This window comes from Enterococcus sp. AZ119 (assembly GCF_050546175.1).
GTDB lineage: Bacteria > Bacillota > Bacilli > Lactobacillales > Enterococcaceae > Enterococcus > Enterococcus faecalis.
On record NZ_CP172951.1, the window covers coordinates 1,719,616 to 1,741,548 of the forward strand.

The 21,933-nt window shown below is 35.3% G+C and carries 24 protein-coding genes and 1 pseudogene; 6 read left to right on the forward strand and 19 right to left on the reverse strand.

What is annotated here, in order from left to right:
• Positions 1-3: 3 nt before the first annotated feature.
• The 4 genes from IGL37_RS08530 to IGL37_RS08545 form a co-directional block, all read right to left on the reverse strand.
• Positions 4-738, reverse strand: coding sequence for an ERF family protein (locus tag IGL37_RS08530; RefSeq protein ID WP_002402486.1), 735 nt, complete (start codon positions 736-738; stop codon positions 4-6).
• On the reverse strand, positions 731-1,048 hold the full coding sequence (locus IGL37_RS08535) for a hypothetical protein (RefSeq protein WP_002402485.1): 318 nt from the start codon (positions 1,046-1,048) through the stop codon (positions 731-733). Before IGL37_RS08535 ends, IGL37_RS08530 begins: the two co-directional genes overlap by 8 nt.
• 195 nt (positions 1,049-1,243) lie before the next feature.
• Positions 1,244-1,582, reverse strand: a complete 339-nt coding sequence (locus IGL37_RS08540) for a hypothetical protein (RefSeq protein ID WP_002402484.1) — start codon at positions 1,580-1,582, stop codon at positions 1,244-1,246.
• A gap of 36 nt (positions 1,583-1,618) precedes the next feature.
• Positions 1,619-1,828 carry a hypothetical protein gene (locus IGL37_RS08545; protein WP_002378465.1) on the reverse strand — a complete coding sequence of 70 codons (210 nt, stop codon included), beginning with the start codon at positions 1,826-1,828 and terminating at the stop codon, positions 1,619-1,621.
• 54 nt (positions 1,829-1,882) lie between these two features.
• Between IGL37_RS08545 and IGL37_RS08550 the strand changes: the two genes are divergently transcribed.
• Positions 1,883-2,071 (forward strand): YegP family protein, encoded by a 189-nt coding sequence (locus IGL37_RS08550; RefSeq protein ID WP_002357001.1) that lies wholly within the window; start codon positions 1,883-1,885, stop codon positions 2,069-2,071.
• Positions 2,072-2,096: 25 nt separating this feature from the next.
• On the opposite strand, the gene IGL37_RS08555 is transcribed toward IGL37_RS08550, so the two are convergent.
• Genes IGL37_RS08555 through IGL37_RS08565 form a run of 3 tightly spaced genes read right to left on the reverse strand, consistent with a single transcriptional unit; the run spans position 2,097 to position 3,356 of the window.
• A complete protein-coding gene (locus IGL37_RS08555) occupies positions 2,097-2,819 on the reverse strand; it encodes a Rha family transcriptional regulator (protein ID WP_002410531.1) in 723 nt (240 codons plus the stop codon).
• Positions 2,820-2,841: 22 nt separating this feature from the next.
• Positions 2,842-3,153, reverse strand: coding sequence for a hypothetical protein (locus tag IGL37_RS08560; RefSeq protein ID WP_002403885.1), 312 nt, complete (start codon positions 3,151-3,153; stop codon positions 2,842-2,844).
• Between the two features lie 11 nt (positions 3,154-3,164).
• Positions 3,165-3,356 (reverse strand): hypothetical protein, encoded by a 192-nt coding sequence (locus IGL37_RS08565; RefSeq protein WP_002383936.1) that lies wholly within the window; start codon positions 3,354-3,356, stop codon positions 3,165-3,167.
• 295 nt (positions 3,357-3,651) lie between these two features.
• On the opposite strand from IGL37_RS08565, the gene IGL37_RS08570 reads away from it, so the two are divergent.
• The 4 genes from IGL37_RS08570 to IGL37_RS08585 all read left to right on the forward strand — a co-directional run bounded on the left by IGL37_RS08570 (position 3,652) and on the right by IGL37_RS08585 (position 6,627).
• Positions 3,652-3,993: a helix-turn-helix domain-containing protein gene (locus IGL37_RS08570; protein WP_002387267.1), complete on the forward strand. Its 342-nt coding sequence runs from the start codon at positions 3,652-3,654 to the stop codon at positions 3,991-3,993.
• 4 nt (positions 3,994-3,997) lie between these two features.
• Positions 3,998-4,648, forward strand: a complete 651-nt coding sequence (locus tag IGL37_RS08575; protein ID WP_002387266.1) for an ImmA/IrrE family metallo-endopeptidase — start codon at positions 3,998-4,000, stop codon at positions 4,646-4,648.
• Positions 4,649-4,743: 95 nt separating this feature from the next.
• Positions 4,744-5,373, forward strand: coding sequence for an SHOCT domain-containing protein (locus IGL37_RS08580; protein WP_002410530.1), 630 nt, complete (start codon positions 4,744-4,746; stop codon positions 5,371-5,373).
• Between the two features lie 105 nt (positions 5,374-5,478).
• The gene (locus IGL37_RS08585) at positions 5,479-6,627 is read left to right on the forward strand and encodes a tyrosine-type recombinase/integrase (protein WP_002387264.1); all 1,149 of its coding nucleotides are present in this window, start codon (positions 5,479-5,481) and stop codon (positions 6,625-6,627) included.
• 36 nt (positions 6,628-6,663) lie between these two features.
• Here IGL37_RS08585 and comGD read toward each other — a convergent pair.
• The 12 genes and pseudogenes from comGD to IGL37_RS08645 all read right to left on the reverse strand — a co-directional run.
• Positions 6,664-7,098, reverse strand: a pseudogene (gene comGD, locus IGL37_RS08590) (competence type IV pilus minor pilin ComGD); the annotation flags it as partial.
• Complete coding sequence (gene comGC, locus IGL37_RS08595) at positions 7,095-7,370, reverse strand: competence type IV pilus major pilin ComGC (RefSeq protein WP_002356991.1); 276 nt, start codon at positions 7,368-7,370, stop codon at positions 7,095-7,097. The pseudogene comGD and the gene comGC, both read right to left, overlap by 4 nt.
• Positions 7,370-8,416: a competence type IV pilus assembly protein ComGB gene (comGB, locus tag IGL37_RS08600; RefSeq protein WP_002369171.1), complete on the reverse strand. Its 1,047-nt coding sequence runs from the start codon at positions 8,414-8,416 to the stop codon at positions 7,370-7,372. Before comGB ends, comGC begins: the two co-directional genes overlap by 1 nt.
• Positions 8,373-9,341, reverse strand: coding sequence for a competence type IV pilus ATPase ComGA (gene comGA, locus IGL37_RS08605; protein ID WP_002364362.1), 969 nt, complete (start codon positions 9,339-9,341; stop codon positions 8,373-8,375). Before comGA ends, comGB begins: the two co-directional genes overlap by 44 nt.
• A 240-nt stretch (positions 9,342-9,581) precedes the next feature.
• Positions 9,582-10,910 carry an APC family permease gene (locus tag IGL37_RS08610; RefSeq protein ID WP_002360022.1) on the reverse strand — a complete coding sequence of 443 codons (1,329 nt, stop codon included), beginning with the start codon at positions 10,908-10,910 and terminating at the stop codon, positions 9,582-9,584.
• Positions 10,911-11,199: 289 nt separating this feature from the next.
• Complete coding sequence (gene rlmN / locus IGL37_RS08615; protein WP_002378471.1) at positions 11,200-12,273, reverse strand: 23S rRNA (adenine(2503)-C(2))-methyltransferase RlmN; 1,074 nt, start codon at positions 12,271-12,273, stop codon at positions 11,200-11,202.
• 125 nt (positions 12,274-12,398) lie between these two features.
• A complete protein-coding gene (locus IGL37_RS08620; RefSeq protein ID WP_002401809.1) occupies positions 12,399-14,228 on the reverse strand; it encodes an ABC transporter permease in 1,830 nt (609 codons plus the stop codon).
• The gene (locus IGL37_RS08625) at positions 14,218-14,967 is read right to left on the reverse strand and encodes an ABC transporter ATP-binding protein (protein WP_002381711.1); all 750 of its coding nucleotides are present in this window, start codon (positions 14,965-14,967) and stop codon (positions 14,218-14,220) included. The genes IGL37_RS08620 and IGL37_RS08625 overlap by 11 nt, the downstream gene beginning before the upstream one ends.
• A 117-nt stretch (positions 14,968-15,084) precedes the next feature.
• Positions 15,085-15,786 carry a GntR family transcriptional regulator gene (locus IGL37_RS08630; protein WP_002364244.1) on the reverse strand — a complete coding sequence of 234 codons (702 nt, stop codon included), beginning with the start codon at positions 15,784-15,786 and terminating at the stop codon, positions 15,085-15,087.
• Positions 15,787-15,916: 130 nt separating this feature from the next.
• Complete coding sequence (locus tag IGL37_RS08635; protein ID WP_002378474.1) at positions 15,917-18,340, reverse strand: DNA translocase FtsK; 2,424 nt, start codon at positions 18,338-18,340, stop codon at positions 15,917-15,919.
• A gap of 313 nt (positions 18,341-18,653) precedes the next feature.
• Positions 18,654-19,865: an NAD(P)/FAD-dependent oxidoreductase gene (locus IGL37_RS08640; protein WP_002378475.1), complete on the reverse strand. Its 1,212-nt coding sequence runs from the start codon at positions 19,863-19,865 to the stop codon at positions 18,654-18,656.
• 28 nt (positions 19,866-19,893) lie between these two features.
• The gene (locus IGL37_RS08645; protein ID WP_002360016.1) at positions 19,894-20,799 is read right to left on the reverse strand and encodes a prenyltransferase; all 906 of its coding nucleotides are present in this window, start codon (positions 20,797-20,799) and stop codon (positions 19,894-19,896) included.
• Between the two features lie 121 nt (positions 20,800-20,920).
• On the opposite strand from IGL37_RS08645, the gene IGL37_RS08650 reads away from it, so the two are divergent.
• Positions 20,921-21,901: a polyprenyl synthetase family protein gene (locus IGL37_RS08650; RefSeq protein ID WP_002360015.1), complete on the forward strand. Its 981-nt coding sequence runs from the start codon at positions 20,921-20,923 to the stop codon at positions 21,899-21,901.
• Positions 21,902-21,933 lie beyond the last annotated feature (32 nt).

Below are 21,933 nucleotides of genomic sequence, written 5' to 3' on the forward strand. Positions count from 1 at the left end.
CAATCACTTCTTATCTTCTTGAACCTTCTGCCTAGATTCATAAAAATTTATCCACTTCGCAAGCAATTTAGAAATAACACCATAATCATAAGCACTATATTCTTCAAATGCTTTTTTAGGATTCAAATCAGAATCATTTATAGCTAACGATTTCACAGCTTCAAATTCTTGCCCTGCCAGCTCGGCTACTCTACTAATTGATGCGTTCAACATATCAATTTGCCGTTCAGTAATTGCAGTATTTTTCAGCTGTTCTTTTTGGTATTTATCAGGATCATCATCATCTGTTGCGATATTAAAAAATTTCAATAAAAAATATTTTTCCGCATACGTTAGTGCTTTTCCTACACCCTTTTCTCCTTCAATATCTACTCCTTGGCTATACCATGAACAAGCAACAATCTCAGAAGGATTATGAATATTAATCCATGTCATCATTAACTCTAGCTCTGTAAAATACGTTGTACGTTTTTTGGCTACAGGCTCTTTCTTTACTTTATCCGCTTTCCATACCTCATCTTGTGATTCCCGAACTTGATGAGCAACAATTTCTGGCTTCAAAATTAATCCAACTTGATTTATGACTGTATTTAATGCGGATAGTACATCGCTTGACCCCACATAGCTGTATTGCTGGCCACGTTTACTTTTTTGAATATATGGTGCTTTTTGTCTCACATACGCTAATTTTTGATAAACATTCAACTCAGAAAAATCTGTTTTGGTTGCTTCAGCCATTCAATAAGCCCTCCTTATATCTTTTTCCTGAACTCACATATTCAATTAAATACACGTTTTCTTCGCCTAATTCTTCTATCAAATCAACGATTGTATCTTGTGTAGCAATTTTTTTACAAGTGAGTACTGGTTGTCCTGTATAAAGACATTTCATTGCAAAAGTTAGCTCAAACACACCGTCTTCATCAGCAATTTCATTTCCAAAACAATCAGTAGTGTCCACTGGATCATCTTCATAGGTTTCCTTATATAGTTTTTCAGTCGGCTCTGTTAAATATCTATCTAGTGTATTTGCTTCTCTACGATTCATTCACAAAACCTCTTTTCTGTGTTACAATTTTTCTAGTATAATTTTGTATGCGACTATTTGCTTGGCGGCGTAGTCGCTTTTTTCATCATGCAATCCCCCTGCGCTCTTTTTGTTGCGCAATGTATAATTGACTTTTTTGTTGCTTGTACCATAAATCAGCTAATCTTTTTGCTTGGTTTAACTTTTCTTTTCTAGTCATTTCAACTCACCTCGAAAAACCTTCGATAATATATCCATCAAATCGTTTGGATTATCTGTGACAAAAGTATGTGTATTTTTAGTCGTAGTTTCTGTTGCAATACCGTACATCTCCTTTAATAAACGATGTTTTGGACAATCACAATCTGATTGTTCCAGTTTTTCTTTTGTTAGTGTATATTGGCTATGTGCAGCAATGGCTACTATCGTGCCTTTTCCAACTTGAGATATTGCCATCTCTCCTTTTAAATCGATAGCTGCCAAAGATAAACCTACATCTTCTTTCTGGCATTCTTTTGCTAGTTTTTTAATTAATTTTTGAATTTTATCGTTCATTTTGATATACTCTCCTTAGTTCATTTTGTATGTGTCCTAATCGTTGGCAGACGATTGGGGCTTTTTATTTTGTCTTTTTTGAAAATGCTGATACTCCGCTTCATCCCAGTTGAAAAACCAACGGATAAAAAGAGGTACACTTATTGTTGCCAACACTGGAACTGAAAAGTGGCTTTTCAATAACACACCTAGCGCAATCATCAATAATAATGCGCCTATCAATCGTGCTTCACGTATTGCTTTCATATTTACCCTCCTATAATTTTTTTGATATAATTCAGTTGAAAGCGGGGTGTCAAAATGTTTTTTGTAATAAAGAAAGCTTCTAATAAAAAATACTATTTTGTAATTAAAACCGAAGAAAATGAAGTAATCGCATCAAGCAAGACTTATTACTATAAATCTTCTGTTTTAGAAATTATTGAATCCATCAAAAGTGATATGGATCAAAAAGCTATTATTGTTGACACTACTTTTAACTGGGGATAAGTTAAGGCTTATCCTTTTATCATTACTATCCTATTTCTTTAAACATATCTCCATTATCATTAGCCATATCAATTCTTGCTTGTAATTCTAAGTTAGGCTTCCATCTAGGAATTAGAGCTACAGCCTCTTCATATCGAACTTTTGGAATGTCTATATAAGATGCTACATCGAATAATGCTTTCAATTGTTTATAACAATTACTAAAGGCTGATTGCTTAATACTTGAATCCTGATAAGCCAATGTTTTTTTGCCACCTAATACTTTGATAACAGTTGATGAAACTAGCCCTTGTATCTTTCGTTGTTGGCTTCTATTAATTGTAGTTTCTGTTTCTAGCTTATCTAAACGTTGATTTACAAGAGTCAATCCACGTTCATGTTTTAACGCAGCTTCTAATAACAATTCTGTGTTATTAATCGGTAAGTTTGATTGAGTTTTAAGCAGTTCCTCCATTTGGTTAAAAGCTTCAATGTATTTCAGTTTAAACTTAAGAGCTTTTTGACCAGTGAATCCCATTGCTAGTAGCGTGAATCCGTCACGGTTCATAATGATTTGTCTATATTTTTGTTTGTTTTGTGGATGAATATAGCTATCTTCGTAAAATAGCCCTGCGTAATTTTCCGCAACCCCCTCTTTTAAATCATCAATCGCTGCTAAAACATCACGATGATTTTTATTAAACGTTTCTGCGACTTGCAAACTAGTTGTTACTGCTTGTTGGTTTTTCATAATTACTAAGTTGTCCATTGTTTCTGTATCGTCCTTTCCTTTAATCCCAATGATTCATGATGTCATTACAAATTTTTATAGCTTCTTTAGCAGGCCAGTATCTTTTTCCCTTGCTAGTACCAGGCTTTCTTTTTTCGATCATTTGCATACGTTTGTCTTTTACAAAATTTTGTTCAACTTCAGGAACAGACATTGAATACATAGACGATAATTGTTTGATGTCTAAATACTCAGCACGTTCATTTAATCCTTGACTAGCTTCATTTATGACTTGCTCAAACATTTTTCTCAGGATTTTTTCAATAATGTTGTATAGAAAGTTTTTTGAAGATGTATCTAGAAAATTTTCCATTCTAAACACTCCTATCTAATTTTGTAGTATTCAATAATAGCCGTTAGTGTTTCGTGAGCCTTTTTACTTTGATTTTTACCAGAAAGATAGTCGTTTAGATCTTGCTTATGAATATTGAAATACGTGGCTACAGATGTTAATGATATTTTCTTATCATCAAAGTACTCACGAATTTTCGCTCTGCCCGCTGTTGTGTCTGGCATATTAGTTTCTCCTTTCTTTAGTATTTTTTGTAAATTAATTAGATAGAATTTATAAAACTATTGACTTATGTATACAAATATTCTACAATCAGAACATAGTTAAATAAGCCTATAACAAAACCTTTATTATGCACTCGGTCGCCAAACTTAATGCTGTAAGGTATGTTTTTAGTTTGCTTTTTTTCTATCCAATTAACTTACAAGAATTATTATATACATTTTTTCTACATTGTCAACCATTTTGTAGATTTTTTGTATACATATTTTCTTTGTATTTCTAGAAAGGTTGATATAAGTGGATTTATACGAAAAAATAAAATTACTTGCTAGCGAAAAGAAAATGTCAATAAGACAATTAGAAGAAACATTGGGATTTGGAAACGGGGTAATTAATAGATGGCGTAAGAATACTCCTGGTTCTGATAAATTAAAAAAAGTTGCGGACTACTTCAATATATCTGTAGATTATTTACTTGGACGAACTGATAATCCAAATTCTAATAACTTAGAAGAAGATGAAATTACAACTTTCTTCCGTGTAAATACAGAAGATTTAACCGAATCCGAAAAAGATCAGCTCAGAGAAGAATTAAAAGAGTACTTAGAATTCATGAAATCAAGACTTAAAAATAAATGATTGGATGACCCCTATGTATTTAGACTACGATACTTATTTTGAATATCATGACCAGACATATATTATTATTGAAAAAGTTGCTAATTACTATGGAATTGAACTAAAGGAGTTAAGATGGAAACACTACAAAGATTATATGATTGACGTAGAAAATGTTGACATAATTCCCTATAGTTTCGGTGATGTTTCAAGAAAAATATTTTCAGGAAACATAATAAAATTTCACGATAAATGCGGAATTTCCTATAATCCAACAATGGTTAAAGGAAGGCAAAATTTCTCAATACTTCATGAATCTGCACATTATTTTTTTGATATGAATAAGGAATGCAAGTCTCAAAGTTTTTCAGATTTAATTACTGGAAAAGGATACACTAGCGAAGATGAACCAAAAGAAATAAGAGCTAATATATTTGCATCCCTTGCTTTAATAAACAATGAAGCATTGAAAGAATGTTTAAAAAAGCAAATGTCTTTCCGTCAAATTTGCGAAGAATTTGAAATGAGTGCTGCAGCACTACACGTAAGGTTATATGATTTTTTAACAAAAATATTCTTATTAAATCCATGCTTAGCAAGATCAGCTATTAATCAATATAGATATAACTATAATTCAACAAAATTAATCAGTTATATAAAAATGTGCTTGTGCTGATGAACTACAAAGAATTATTTTTGCGTAAAAAATCTCGTGTAAGGACACAGACTTAAAACTTATCTTGAAGTTTGTTGATAAAACTAACAACAAAAATGGAGGAATATAGTATGTTTTTATTTGGAAATAAAGAAGAAAAAAAGGTAAAGAAAGCAGAAGAAAAGCAAATAAAAGAATATTTTAAAAATAATCATGATATTGTAATAGGCGGTATTTATTTTAATGATTCAGACAAAAAAATATTTATCCCAAAAAGTATTTCTGAATCAAGAAAACAACAAGTTATCAACTATGATGATTTGATTAGTTACACAGATATTTTTGTTGGTGGCAATATAAAAAAACATCACGGAATAACTCGTGCAGTTGTTGGTAGCGTTTTAGCTGGTCCTGTTGGGGCTTTAGTTGGTGCTGGAACAGGTGGAAAAGAATTTACTTCCATTAAGCAATTAGGAGTTATGTTACATCTTCCTAATAATCAGACAGTAAAATATATGTTAATCACAACTGAAACAAAAACTGATTCTATGATTGGTAAAGGTTTAATGGATAAATACAACGAATTAATTGCAAAACTGGACCAAATACTAAAAACTAATTCAAGTAATAAAGATAACACTGTATTATCTTCTGCAGACGAGATAAGAAAATTTAAAGCCTTGTTAGATGATGGCATTATTACAAAACAAGAATTTGAAATAAAAAAACGTGAATTGTTACAATAAAAATAACGCACCCTCTCCGGCTAAGAAGTTAGTGCGTTAAAAATAGAACCAAAATAGGCTTATTTTGTTACGCCTATTTTACCACAAAGAAAAGGACGTGAAAATATGGCGAAACTAAATTGGTCCAAAAAATACAAATATGTTTTTTCTTACTCAAATAAAAAAGGAACTTTTTGGGGATATCGCTATCCTTATTACAACTCTCTAAAACACCGAAAAGAAGCTAGCAAACGTGGATTTGAAAGTGAAAGAGCGGCGAATAAAGCATTGCTAAAAATCCAATATGATTTAGAAACACAAAATACTTCCTTCGTCGAAAATAAACAACTCACCATAGATGAATGGATCAAAGTCTGGATACCTTACGCCCAAGACAATTGGAGTGTTTCAACAAAACAAAACATTGAATCCGCTGTTAAATTTCACATATCACCATTGATTGGAAATCAAAAGCTATCTTCTTTAAATAAGATTACTTATAAACGAGAATTTATTGACAAATTAAGACAAGAAAACAAATATACAGAATCAACTATTCAAACGTGGCATAAAATTGTAATGAGGATGATTAACGCTGCGGTACACAATCAAATCATCCCTAGCAACACGCTAACAGGCTTTAAATTTGATTTAAGTAATAATGTTCGTTCGTTCTCTAAAAAGGAATTACAGCGATTTGTGGCGGTTTTAGAAAACGAAGATATTCAAACGCAAGTTATATTTTTAACTCTGCTAAAATCTGGAATGAGGAAAGGCGAACTGATGGGGCTGCGTTGGAGTGATATTGATTTAACCGAAAAATATTTCGATATCAATTCTACACGTGGTGATTACGGTGAAAATAAACCTAAAACAAAAACCAGCATACGTAAAGTTTATTTTGACAACTCGTTACTCACTTTAATAAAAAAATACAAAAATCATGAGAAAGAACGGCTTTTCAGAGAAGGGATAATTTTAAGCGATAAGGACTATTTTATTTTAAGTTCTCGAAATTTACCTATCAAACAATCAAGAATTACGTATATGTTTCGCCTGTTATGTGAAAAAGCAGAAGTTCAAAACATAACCGTACACGGCCTAAGACATACCCATGCAACGTTTTTAATTGAAGCAGGAGCAAACATTAAGTACGTTTCAACTCGGTTAGGACACAAGAATATTAATATAACTTTGGATGTTTATAGCGATGTGCTAAAAGAAGAAGAAAAAGAAACAGCTGATATGATGGATAAACTTATTGAGAACTTGTGATTTGTGGTAAACCTGTGGTAAAAACATTAAAAACCATTGATATATAAGCACTTTACCACTCCCCATCTGAAATTGTAAAATAAGTTGCTGTTTCTTTTCAGTCCAAGTAAAAATATATTTCACTAAACGGCCATTGTTCCCTGACGAATGAAGAAAACTGAGTTTGCTTGGGCCACTCACTGTCATTTTTTCAGGTACAGCTAGCGAAGTCCTTCGAGCTGATTGGTTCAATTTATCAGGAAATGAAAAGCTTTGTTGTTCTTCAAAAAACCAAACTTCTTGTGTTTCCTCTAAAACAATTGCTTGCTGTTGCGCAAAACGAAGTTGTTTTTCTACCGTAGCAAGAAACTGTTCAATTTTTAATGTTTCTTGCCAGCGGTGAATAGCAAGTGTTGGGAGCATAGTCATAAAGCAAACAATCGTTAAACTAGCAAGTGTTTCCATTAATGTGAATCCTGCTGACTTGTTCATTGCTTTTCTGCTGTATATTTATCTAACTGCTCTTTAGTAATGTAGCCTTCGTTGACTAATTCATTTAAGGAAGGCGTCTTATTTTTTTCTAGTGTGTAGAGCTCGATTTGTGATTCTACAATTTTTACGATTGCTTCATTGCCTTTTTTATCAACTGTTTCTTTATGTTTCGCTAAGTTAGGAACAAAAAGTAAAATCAATACGGAAATAATCAATAAGACAATCAACATTTCTAATAATGTAAACCCTGCGTATTTTTGTTTCTTTTTCATTATAAAACTCCTTCCATATTGCCATAAATAGGCAGCAACATTGCCCCATAGACACCGATAATTAAACAAGCAATTATGATAAAAATAAATGGTTGAACAAGGGTAATGACTCGTTCGATTTTTTTGAAAAAACCTTGGAAACAGACATTACTATAAACCATCAACTCCTTGCCTAATTTTCCTTTTACTTCCCCTTGTTGAATCATTAAACCCAATGCTTTCGTAAAAAAAGGATAAGCAGCTAATTGTCTATGTAAGGTTTCACCAACTAGCAGTCCTTCACTAATTGCTCCAGCTAATTCTTTCATTAAGGGGTAATTGGTTGTATGGCGCATCAAATCGATGACCTCTTTCATTTCTAATCCTTGCGCAAGCAACTTCCCCCATTCTAGTGCAAAAAAAGCACTGACGTATTCCCGATAAAGGCCACGGATAATTGGCAGTTTCAGATATACGAAGGCCCGCTGAATAGCAGACTGATGCTTCAAATAACGGTTTAAAATGAAGAAACTAAATGAGAGGACAAAAACTAAGGTAACCAGAATGTATGGACTGTAAACAATCAGAAGAATCCCAATATTTTTAGAATAACTATTGGCATCATTTTCCATTAATTGGGGCAATAAAAATTGCCGGATACCAACAATGACGAGAATCAAAAAAACAATCAGGAGCAGCGGGTAACTAATTATTTTATAGAACTGTTGCCGATATTTTTCCGTTTGAAAAAAATGTTCGGAAATCGCTTGTAGTGTCCCTACCAAATCCCCGTGTGCAGTAGCAAACGACAATTGTGCCGAGACCATTGTTGAAAACCCTAATTCTTCGACTAAAGCTTGTAAGGCAATGCCTGAGGAAAAGCCTTCAACTAAAAAAGTTATACTGTGCTGAGGTAAGGCGTTTGATTTTTTCATGAAGGAAAAACTTTCTTGTATATTAAAACCATTTGCAAGCAAATCCGCTAATAGTTTCAGAAAAAGCTGCTGTTGTTTTTTCGTTAATTTATTCGATGGCTTGAAAATACGTTTTTTCTGTAATAAACCCATACGCCCACGCCTTTCTTAGATTCTTTTGCCAACTACTCTTTATAACAGCTTCCTTAAAGAAGAAATAATCATAAAGAATTCCCGCTACTTGTTCCTTATTAATCGTGGTTGTCAAAATCTGTTGATAAATGATACCTTGCAAGCATTCAGCCAATTCATGCTCTGGGCCACCTAATTCTATCAAACGCCGTTGCACCCCCAATAAGTTACGGGCGTGAATTGTCGCAAAAATAGTATGACCCGTTAAGGCGGCTCGAATAACTGCTTGAGCCGTCTCGCCATCACGAATTTCACCAATAATCAAAATATCAGGATGATGGCGTAAGCAAACTTTTATCAAGGCTTCGTACGTTAACTGAATTTTTTCATTTGTTTGCAACTGTAAAAACTGCTTTTCCTCAATTTCAACAGGATCCTCAATCGCTATCACTTGTTGTTCGCCACTTCTTTGTTTAGCCACACGATACATGGTTGTTGTTTTCCCAGAACCAACTGGTCCACTGAATAAATAAAGTCCTCGTTTCTGACAAGATGCTTCAATTTCATTCAGCTGGTGGGGAAAGAAAAAATGTTCAGCTTGTTCACCAAATCGGTGCAAAAAACGAATTACCAAGCTCTCTCGATTCTGAAAATCTCCCACAGATGATAAACGCAAGCGTTGCTTCGTCTCGCCAATTAGATAAGTTGTCGCGCCTAATTGTGCTTTTCGTCTTTCTCCGACATCCATGCCGCCTATAAATTTAAAGTGGAAAATTAACTTTTCGCCTATTTCTGCGGAAACTTGTGTGTAAAGTGTCCGTTGCATCCCTGTCCGAAAAGAGATGGCTATTTCGGTATCATTGGGTAAAAAATAAACGTCTTGCGCCCCATGAAGGACGCCCCATTCAATTAATTGATGAGCTAATTTTTTTACATTTTCAGTCATTCATTTCCTCCTCTCACTAATAAACTACGCATTTATTTTATGATTTCAGCAAAAAAAAGAACCTTCACCAATAAGATGAAGGTTCTTTTTTTGAAGTTTGCGCTGTCCATCTATCTTCCCCAAAATAGTGGAACTCCTAGACACTTAATATTATACTAAAAAAATCTTGCGTTTAGTTTTCAAAAATTTCTCTGAATCACAAAATTTTTGAGAAAAACTATCAGAATCAGATCGGATCGTTTACGTTTTTGGCTTCGTTTTTTGTTTATTAACTAAATAAACTGGAATTCCTAGAAGCGTAATCCCTATACCAATCAATGCAAGAATAGGCTGTGTAATACTTGTTGTAACCAAGATGAAGATACCACCTAGACTTGCGATAATTGGAATAATTGGATAGCCAGGAACTTTATACGGTCGTTTTAATTCAGGTTCTCGTTTTCTTAAAATAAAAACGGCTAAGAAAATTAATAGATTAAACAGCCACATAACAAAAACTAACATATCCGTCAATAAATCGAAGGTCCCGAAAAACATCATGATAATGGCTACAGCTAACTGGAAAATTCCAGCAACATAAGGAACAACAAAGCGTTTAGACAACTTTTGAAACTGACGACTAAAAGGCATCAGATTATCTAAGGCTAAGGCATAAGGAATCCGAATCCCTGTCATTGTGTAGCCGTTTAACGCACCATATACAGAGATTAAAATCCCAATAGTTACGATTTTGCCACCAATTGGTCCAAAAATAGCCACAGAAGCATCCGAAGCTGCATTCAAATTCCCAGCGATTTGCTCAATTGGTAATGTTTTTAGAAACACAAAATTAATTAAGGCATAAATTAAAGTAATCAATAACAAACCAAAAATAATGGCTTTAGGCAAATCTCTTTCTGGTCGCTTCATTTCACCAGCCACGTTACCCACACCTAGCCAGCCATCATAAGCAAACATGGTGGCGACTAAGGCGCCACTAAAAGCAACTAAAAAGCCAGTATTCGCTGTTGTTTCAACAGGAAAAAGTGAAACAGCTACCTGTCCGGGAGTAAATAATCCTACTAAAGAAATCAAGGCAATTGGAATCAGTTTTACTACCAATGTCGTGGATTGGACCAAAGAAGCAATTTTTGTTCCTAATAAATTAATTACGGTGATACTAGTTCCCGCAAGAATGGCAATTGGAATCAATAAATTTGCCGATAAATGAAACAAATTGATTAGTTGTGTACTAAAAATAATGGATAACGCCGAAATGTTGGCAGGATAATAAATGATACTTTGTGCCCACCCTAAAAGAAAACCAGCTAATTTACCATATGTATATTCAATATACTTCACTGCGCCACCTGTTTCAGGGATTGCTGTAGCAAGTTCGGCGCTGGTTAATCCTGCACAAATGGTTAAGGCACCACCTAACACCCAAGCAAAAATAGCTAAACTAGCTGACTGTGCGTGTCCAACGACACTCGCAGCTTTAAAGAAAACACCAGCGCCAATCACCGTACCCATTACCGTGGATAACGCACCAAACGTTGTTATCTCTCTTTTTAATTGCTTTTTCTCCATAGACTCCCTCATTTCATTTAAACTAAACAAGCGTAACAAAATTTCACTTTCTTGAAAAGATAACGAAAATAATAGCTGTTTTCATGAAAAATTCTGTGACGATCTCTTTTCAGTATAGCTATTTCTTTTAGAATTTCAAGTTTGAAAACCACAAAAAGAAAATTTGTCATAAAAGTTTTAGAGCATTCATCTTTTGTTTATAAACAAGAATTGAAAAACCGACGATTTTTTATTAAATAAACGAAAAATCGGATCAAAAAGAAACCTTTCTGATCCGATTTTAACTACGTTATTGGTTTTTGACTTTTTCTTTTTTCATTTGTTTGCTGCGTAATTGTCCGCAAGCCGCATCAATATCTGTTCCGTGTTCTTTACGAATAACACAATTGATGCCATTCTTTTTGAGTACATCATAAAATTTTAAAACCGCTTCTTTAGAGCTTCTGCTATATTGATCGTGTTCACTCACTGGGTTATACGGAATCAGATTAACATAAGAAAGTTTTTTCTTATTCCGTAGTAAATCTGCTAATTGTTGAGCATGTTCTGGTCGGTCGTTCACTTGACTCAACATAATATATTCAAATGTAACACGTCGGTTGGTTTTTTGAATGTATTCATCAATTGCTGCCATTAATTTTTCAATTGGAAAACTACGATTAATCCGCATAATTGATGTACGAACTTCGTTGTTAGGAGCATGTAATGAGATTGCTAAGTTTACTTGTAGTCCACTGTCTGCAAATTCACGAATTTTTGGCACTAAACCACTTGTTGAAACTGTAATATGGCGGGCACCAATAGCCAAGCCTTTATCATCATTAATCGTTCGTAAAAAGTTCATGACATTGGCATAATTATCAAATGGTTCACCAATTCCCATCACAACGACATGGCTAACACGTTCATCCAACCCACGTTCATCGAAATAATGTTGCACCCACATAATTTGGGCAACAATCTCGCCAGCAGTTAAATCTCTTTGTTTTTTTAATAGCCCACTAGCACAAAATGTACACCCAATATTGCAGCCAACTTGAGTGGTCACACAAACAGATAATCCATATTCTTGACGCATCAAGACTGTTTCAATCATATTTTTATCTGGTAATTCAAATAAATACTTCACGGTACCATCTTGCGCTTCTTGCACAATGACTTGTTTTAATGGATTTAATGAAAAATTTTCTTCTAATAAAGTCATCAACGATTTAGAAATGTTCGACATTTCACTAAATGAAGCAACACGTTTTGTATACAACCATTCCCACACTTGTGTTGCGCGAAATTTCTTCTCGCCATGGGCTAAAAACCAGTCCACAAGCTGTTCTCTCGTCAGTCCATAAATGGATTCTTTCTGCATTTCTTTTCCTCATTTCTGCTATTACATTCGCTTCATAACTATAACGTATTCTCACTTTGAATGCAATATCACGAAGAGCCTCAAAAAAAAATCGTTAAGCGTGCATACTTAACGATTTTTTATAATTAATCTTTCACTAAGTGATAAACTTTTTTGAAGTAGAACGTTCTGGCAATTAAATAGTAAACGACCTGAATCAATAAGAAAACGCCTAAAACTTGCCAGCCAGCTAATTGCATTGGCTGATCTAACACGGCATACATTGCTTTCAAAGCAACAGCTCCATGAATAAATGAAACAACAATCGGTGTAAAGAATAAAATACCTACTTGTTGGTAAATCATTTTCTTCAATTCTTTTTTCGTCAAGCCAAGTTTGTAAATCATCTTGAATTTTTCAACGTCCGTATTCATATCACTATATAAACGGAAGTATAAGAAACTACCCGCCGAAACAAAGAACACGATACCGATAAATAGTCCGACAAAAAGAACTGGCGTATAAAATTGCGTAATACCTGCAACTGTAGCCGCGGTTCCTAGTAACATTGGGTATTTTTCACCAATAATATTTTCAGCATCAATTAAGGTTTCTTTATCTGTGCCTTCTTTTGGTTGCCAAATTGTTTCTGTTTCCGCTTTGATTCCATCTGTTGAGGTACTATCTGGGATAACAACCACACCGCCAAAAGTCGGTAATACATTGGTTTCTTCTGTTTTATCAATGTTTAAAACTTGATCATTTGCCAATTGAACAGATTTGACATCTACTGATGCAGCAGAAGGAGCATCTTTTTGTGATAAATTAACTACTTTCTCACCTGTTAAAGTTGGTTCATCTATAAATTTTGCGAGTTTATTATATTCAGATGTTTTGATTAATTGGATACCGGCACTTGTTTTGTACATTGTGTAATCAATCTGATCAAACTGAATATTTTTTTCTTGGAATGTTTTTGTCGCAAATTGTTTCATTTCTTGATTTTCTGGGTTGGTCGAATCAGACAATGTCAGTTCGTACGGTACAGAACTTATTCCTTTAAAAATCATCTCATTCACGCCGTATAACGTTCCAATGGCAGCAAAAGCAACCGTTGATATCACCGAAACCAAGAAGAACGAACGTGCATTATCTTTCATGCGGAATGCTAAATCTGATAAAACGACCATATTGGTTTTTTTCCAAAAGATTTTTGGTTTCCGTTTTAAACGTTCAATGACAGAAACACTCAATTGGTCAAATAAGAATTTTGTCCCTAAAATAACTAAGAAAATCACTGGGAACATCACCATTAAAACTAACTGTCCCTTAGCAACTAAAGCAATTCCATAACCGACAACTAAAAGCAACACGGCTAAGAAAGATTTAACTTTAGAGCTTTTGATTTCACCTTTACCCATTTCCCCTGCTTTTAATAGCTCTTGAAGTGTCGCTTTTGGCAAGCGGAATTGAATAAAGAAAGAAATTACTAAGAACAAGACCGCAAATGAAATGACAGTAATGATAAACGGCATCACTGGCAAATAAAAACCTAAACCTAGATGCATCAATAAATTGCTAATCCATAAAATAAACTGTGAAAATCCAACACCTAAAATGCTACCAAAAATTGTAGCAAAGAAACCAATCACTAAGTTTTCAATAAAAATCATTTTCTTTAACTGTTTTGGACTCATCCCTTGAATCATCAAGGTTCCAAACTCTTTTTTCCGAGATTGGATAAAGACATCCATCGAGTATAAAACGAATAAGAAAGAGAAACCATAGATTATAATAGCCGCAGCCGTCATTCCCATTTGTGCTTTAGGATTTAAACCATTAGCTAAGGCTGGGTGAAAGACAAAACCAGTGAACGTAAAAAAGATCATCACAGAAAACATTGTACTTAGGAAATAAGCCAAGTATAAATGCTTATTTCGAATCGTGTTTCTTATAACAAACTGATTAAAATTCATTATCGACACCTTCAATCTCAGCCAGTTTCACCATGATTAAATCGTAGAACTCTTTTTGATTGCCATTTTGGACAATTTCATCAATTAATTCACCATCTTTAATAAAGACGATGCGCTTGCAATAACTTGCGGCTAGCGGATCATGGGTCACCATTAAAATAGTCGCCGCTTCTTCTTCGTTTAATTGTTGTAACAAGCCCATCACATCCTTAGATGATTTCGTATCTAAGTTTCCTGTTGGTTCATCAGCCAATAATAATTGCGGATGATGAATCATTGCCCGCGCAACGGCGACACGCTGTGCTTGTCCACCAGAAATTTCTGCAATTCGTTTTTTCAACAGATGATTGATACCTAAACGCTCACTTAATTCTGCTAATTGTCGTTTCATTACAGAGACTTTTTCTCCATCAAGCGTCAATGGCAAAATAATATTTTCTTCAACAGTTAATGTTGGCATTAAATTAAAGCTTTGAAAAACAAATCCTAATTCTGTGCGACGGAATTTAGCAATTTGTTCTTGATTCAAATTGTTTGGATTTTTTCCATTTAAAAGTATTTCACCGTCTGTTGGACTATCGATTGTTGCCAATAAATTTAAAAGTGTACTTTTCCCACTTCCAGAAGGTCCCATAATACCAATAAATTCACCATCTTGGACAGTTAAATTAATCCCTTTTAAAGCTTCATATTTAATTTCGTTTCCGTAAACTTTTTTCAAATTTTGTACTTCTAACATATTTTCCACTCCTATTCTTCTCACTCATTTAGTGTATCGAAAACGAAAAAAAACGACAATAGAAAAGAATAACAATGAACTTACATTACTGTAAGTGCACTGTTATTCTTTTAAAAGTTATGCTTCATATTCAATCACATAAGGATGAATCTTCGTATTATAAATAGCTTCTGAATATTCTACGCAACGACCTGTTGGGCTTAACGAACGCCGAATTCTTTTTAAGCCCGTTGTTTCAGTTGTTTGCAACATCTTTTGCTCTGCTTCTGTCAAAGTTGCAACTTCAAAACGGTCTTCAAATTTATAAATTTCAATGGCATGTCGATCCATCAAACGATACAAGGATTCTTCTTTGTATTCAGTCAATGATACGTCTTTCATGGCAGCTGGCAAATAGTAATTAAAATAAATATAGGGTTGTTCATCGATTAGATATAACCGTGAAAGGTGAACCACTTCTTCTCCTAAAAATTGATAAGCCGGCATCTCTTTTGACAACGTCAAGTTTTCAACTTGTAAAACTTTTTTAGTTACTTTCTGACCTGATTCATTCAAAAATTCAGTGAATGTCCCTGCTTTTGATAGTTTATTATAGGGACGATTGCTTAACACAGTTGTGCCTCGGCCACTTTTTTTCTCAACAAATTCTTCCGTTGCTAACATTTCGATTGCCCGCCGAATCGTAATTTTACTAACGTTAAACAGCTCTTCCAATTCTGTTTCTGTTGGTAAAAACGTTCCTACTGGATACTTGCCACTCAAAATATCTTCTTTAATCTGATCTGCTACTTCTAAATAAAGCACGCTCTTTCTTCTCATGATACGCTCCCTCCCAACCGCACTATTCCTTTCTATTTTACCAGAAAATGATGATTATAACATGATGCTTTGCTGAAATTATAAAAAAAGAACAAAAATAGATAAATTTATCTATTTTTGTTCTTTTTGTTTATTGTTCTGGCGTCTCAGGTGCTGCCTCTTCTGATTCCGCTTGTAGAAAGACTTTTCTTGGTTTGCTACCTTCTGATGGTCCAATAACTCCGTGTGCTTCCAATTCATCTACTAAGCGAGCCGCACGATTATAGCCAATTCTAAAACGTCTTTGTAGCAATGAAATACTAGCTGTTTGCATTTCAACCACCAAGTTTTTCGCTTCTTCAAACAACTCATCTTGAGGAGCTTCGCCACCGCCTGAAGTGGTCGGTTCATCTGTTGGCATCATGCTTTCTTGATATTCAGCTTCTTGTTGGTCCGTTACAAACGCAACCACTCGTTCGACTTCTTGATCAGAGATAAAGGCCCCTTGGATACGAATTGGTTTATTTTCTCCCATTGGTAAGAAGAGCATATCGCCTCGACCTAATAGTTTCTCCGCCCCGTTGGTATCAATAATGGTACGCGAGTCTGTCCCACTTGAGACCGCAAAAGCCATTCGAGAAGGGACATTTGCTTTGATGATTCCTGTAATGACATCCACACTTGGCCGTTGTGTCGCTAAAATCATATGAATACCTGCTGCCCGTGCCATTTGGGCTAAACGGATAATCGCATCTTCTACTTCGTTACTTGCCACCATCATTAAATCAGCTAACTCATCAACAATGACAACAATAAATGGTAGAATTGGACGATTTTCGCCATCTTCCGCATTTTTCTGTTGAATTAGTTGATTGTAACCAGTGATATTTCGGACGCCTGTTGCTGCAAATTTTTCATAACGAAATTCCATTTCTTGAACTACTTTTTGCAGGGCTTGTGCTGCTTTTCTCGGATTAGTAACCACTGGCGTTAATAAATGAGGAATCCCGTTATACACATTCAATTCCACCATTTTCGGGTCAATCATCATTAATTTTACTTCATGAGGTTTCGCTTGCATCAAAATACCTGTGATGATGCCATTGATAGCAACCGATTTCCCACTCCCTGTCGATCCCGCAATTAATAAATGCGGCATTTTTGATAGATCCGCAGTTTGAACCATCCCTGAAATATCTCGACCTAAAGGTACTTCTAATAGTTTATCTGGATGACTTGGTTGTGCCTCAACAATATCTCTAAAGGATACTGTACTAATTGCACTATTAGGAACTTCAATCCCGATTAGTGATTTCCCAGGAATCGGAGCCTCCATACGAACGTCTTTGGCCGCAAGCGCTAAAGCAATGTCATCCGTCAAGTTAACAATTTTGCTAACTTTTACCCCAACAGCGGGTTGAACTTCAAATTTTGTGACAGATGGTCCTAAACTAGCTTTGACTACTTTAGCATCAACACCAAAACTCTTGAAGGTTTGTTCTAAGACGCCAATATTTTTTTCGATTTTTTCATATTCACCACTTTGATCCGTTGCTTGAATTGTATCTAACAAATCAGTTGGTGGTAGTTGATAATCACGATCTTCCGCTTCTTCAGAAATTTCAAATTCGAGAACACCAGCTTCATCTGCCGCCTCTTCTTCCTGCTCTCGTTGCGGTTTTGTTGCTGCAATTGGTGGTACAGGCATCGCCTGATTTTGCTGTTGAAACGAATCAATTTGAACAGGCGTTGGTGCGGCCGGTTCTTCCACCATTGGTTGGTGGGTTTCAACAGGTGTTTTTGTTAAGCGCTCGGCTGCCGCTTGTTCCATGCGTTCCCGCTCTTGTAATTTTTGTTGGGCAGCGGCTTCAATTTTTGCTTGGCGTTCTGCAGCTTTGGCTTCTTTCTTCGCTGCTCGCTTCGTCTCTTTTTCTTCTTGTCGCGCCTGTGATTTTGCCGAAACATGACTTAGGCGATCTTGAATACTTTGGAAATGATCAACAATTTGCTGAAAATCCCACATACTCATCAAGAAAATACCCGCTAACAGTAGCAATGTAGCAATTAAATAGCTGCCAAATTGTGCCACCAAAAAGTACGTTCCTTGATAAAGCAGCGCGCCAATCATACCGCCCCCTACGTTTTGCGTCACTTGGTTGGCTTTTAGATCGCTTTGCAAAAACTCCCAAGTGTTACCTAAAATATCTGGTTGACTGCCACTAACATTTCGAAACATAAAGGCATGGAAAAATAACAAAACACTAATATAAATCAGAACAGCCCCAAAAATAGGGCGCCCTCTTTTTAACGGAAAATCTTTCCCATAAATCATGACTAATAAGCCATACAGGATTAGTAAAATCGCTGCAAATGGAAAGGTATTACCTACAACTAAGCGTAAACAATTCGCTAATAACGTGCCTAAAAACCCTAAGCGAAAGAGTCCAAAGACACCGAATAAAATAAAAATCAGGCCAAGAAACATATAATTTAAACGTTCTTGTTGTTGCTGTTGTTTTTTGGTCTTTTTCTTTGTCGTACTTTTTTTCTTATTTGTTGCTCTTTTTTGTGCCATTTAACTTCCCTCTTTCCATCACTTCTCATTATACATAAAAATGGAATCGAACAAAAGTGCCCACCTCATTTTACTTGAAAAATCATGGAAATTTTTTAAAAACTTTCATTTAAGAAAAATGAGCGTGGGACAAAAATCACTTTGGATTTTTGCTCCACGCTCAAAAACTGATAAACGGCGGGAACAGAACCAACTCCTTCGGAAATAAGCCGAAATTCTCCAAAAATTAAAGAGCAATTTTCGGAAATTTCTTCTTATTTCTCGGAGCTAAACGGTTCTGTCCCGACCTCATTATTTCTTATTTTGCTGATTCTTAATGGTATAAGTCGAAACGACCTTTAGCCATCATTTCTTTGGTACCACCTGTTTCAAAGAGCGCTTTGTTCATGATAATTTTTTTCATGAATGAAGCTGGGTATCCTTTAATGTCTGTTTTACCAACGATTCCTAAAGCACGTGTATTTCCGACAGAACAAACAGAACCTTGTGATTTAAAGCTGAAAGGTTTAGTTGCTTCCCCTTTCAATTGTGCTTGAATATTTTTAGCAGCATGAGCGCCCATCTTCAAGGCGATTTGTGCTGTTGTTGGGTAAGGTCGATTGGTTTCTGTATCCATCACTGCTGAGCAGTCACCAATAATATAGACGTTGCTATGGTTCGCATCTGTTAAATCTGGTTGAACCATGACACGACCACGACGAGCTTCAAATCCAGAATCGCCTACAACGTGGCTTCCACTAACACCCGTTGTCCAAATAATTGTTTTAGCAGAAAGTTCTGCCAAGTCGCCTGCTTCGTTATCTTGATAAACAACTGCGCCTGGTTTGATTTCTTTAATCGGTTTACCTAATAATAAATGAATAGCTGAATCTTTTAATAATTGCACACCATAGTTCGCAAGTTTTTCGTTAAACATCGGCAATAGGCGAGTAACTGCTTCGACACAATAAATTTGGATTTGATCTGCTGAGACACCTGCGATTTCAGCAAATTTTGGTTTATTTTCAACAAGAGAACCTAATAATTCAATCCCTGTAAAGCCTGCTCCGCAGACAACAATTTTTAAGAATTCTTCGTTTTGAGTTGCTTTGTATTGACGCATTTGTTCTTGGATATGTTCATACACGTTTAAAGCCGTTTTCACATCTACCATTTGTAGAGCATGTTCTTGCACACCAGGGATACCAAATGATTCTGATTCAAACCCAAGAGAAACAACTAAGTAATCATAATTGATTGTTTGGCCATCTTCTAAAGCAACTGTTTGTGTTGCAGCATCAATTGTTTGAACTGTTCCTTGGATAAAGGTGGTCATTTTTTCATCGACAACATCCATAATATTGTATGTGATTTTTTCAGCTGGTTGTGTTCCAGCAGCAACTTCATGCAAGTCCGTTGCTTCGTAGTGATAGTTATTACGATCCACTAAAGTAATTTCGACGTCTTTGGCGCCTTTTTGTAATTCGCGTAATGTTTTTAAGCCTGCGTAACCAGCACCTAAAATAACAACATGTTTCTTATTCATTTTGATTCCCTTCCACTCTATAAAAAATTTACAGCCACCACAAACCTATGGCAAAAAATAGCACTTGTGCAGTTGCTCCCACAGCTAAGATCTTCACAGCACAAACAAATGTTTTACTCTTCACTTGTTCCTTCAGTAAGGCTTGGGTTTGTTTCCGTACAAAAGGTAAAGTTAAAAGCATGAGTAACATTGTTGGCGGGGTTAATCCTAACCCGACAGCTAACAAAATGGCTAACATTGCTATTGTATTTAATCCGACGAATAATTTCAAAGAACTTGCTTTGCCAAGGTAATGAACTAATGTATATCTCTTGTTATTTTCATCTTCCTCTAAGTCACAGATATTATTTGCTAACATTAAGTTAGCAATGTAACAAGTATTAGGTAAAGCGACTAAGAAAATCCCCCATAAATTAGCTGCTGACCAATTGAAAACTTCAAACGTATTAATGTAGACACAAATAAGGGTAATCATGAACCCCATTGTAAATCCTGAGAAAACTTCCCCTAATGGTAGACTGGACAAAGGTTTCGGTCCTGATGAATAAAAAATACCAATTAAGTAACAATAAAGACCCATAATTAATAACGGCCAGCCAACAATAAATGACAACCCAATCCCCATTAAAGCAGAAACGAGAATCATCCAAAAAATCATTTTGCGTATTAATGGCAAAGACAAATTTTCTCGACCGATAATATTCGTTTTTTCCTTATAATCATGAACTTCTGTGGCATGATGGTAATCATTATAATTATCTAAAATATCGACCGCCATATTAAAAATAAACATCGCAATGAAAAAAATTAAAACATAACCAACATGGAGCCGCCCATATTGGTACCAACTAAAACAAATTCCTAACAAAAATGGCAAAACACTCGCTGTTTTTGCTTTTAATTCTACTAATTCAAAAAATATTTCTCGATTCAAACTATCCCTCCGCTACTTTTTTACAAACTTTGTTACTTTTAAAACTTAATTACTGTATTTCTGTCGCCAATTCGTATACAATCAAATAGTATTGAACCACTGAAAGGATCGTAGTATATTTATGAACACATTTTGGAAGTCGTTTCCTGACGTTGAACGTTCTTTAACGGAAACATGTGAATTAATTGAACAAACGTTGCATACACGCAACGAAGACATTGAAGAAGCCTTAGTAACTTTGGCTCGTTCTGGCGGCAAATTATTACGCCCCGCTTTTTTCTTTCTTTTTGCTCAACTGGGTGATGAAGAAAAACAAGAGAAACAACAATTATTAAAAATAGCTGCATCTTTGGAAATCCTACATATGGCTACGTTGATTCACGATGACATTATTGACGATTCTCCATTGCGCCGAGGCGCTGTGACTATTCAATCACAATATGGTAAAGACGTGGCTGTTTACACAGGTGATTTACTATTCACTGAATTCTTTACTTTGATTGCAGATGCCATGAATGGCTCTGAATTTATGAAAATCAATGCACAAGGAATGAAACGGTTATTACTTGGTGAACTCGATCAAATGAGTCATCGATTTGACCGCCGCATGTCGATTCCTGCTTATTTAAGAAGTGTCAACGGCAAAACAGCCGAACTTTTTTCACTAAGCTGTCTTGAAGGGGCCTATTTCGGTCATAGTTCAAAAGAAGTCCAACGTTTAGCTAAACGAATTGGCCGTCATATTGGCATTGCTTTTCAAGTCTATGACGATATTTTAGATTATACTGCCGACACGGAAACCTTGAAAAAGCCCGCTTTAGAAGACTTGTCACAAGGTGTTTATACGTTACCCCTTCTCTTCGCTTATCAAGCAGCACCTGACGTATTCAGCCCTTATTTGGATAAAGGACGCGCCATTACCTTAGAAGAGGCAGCTGAAGTTGCGGCGCTAGTCAACGACTATCATGGCGTTACAGAAGCACAAGCTTTTGCTAAAAAAGTAACCAACAAAGCAATCACTGATATTCAACAATTGCCTGATGGCACAGCAAAAGAAACCTTACTTTCCTTAACTGAGCTCTTATTACATCGTTCATTTTAAACGTTTTATGGAAGAATTGCCATTAATTGAAA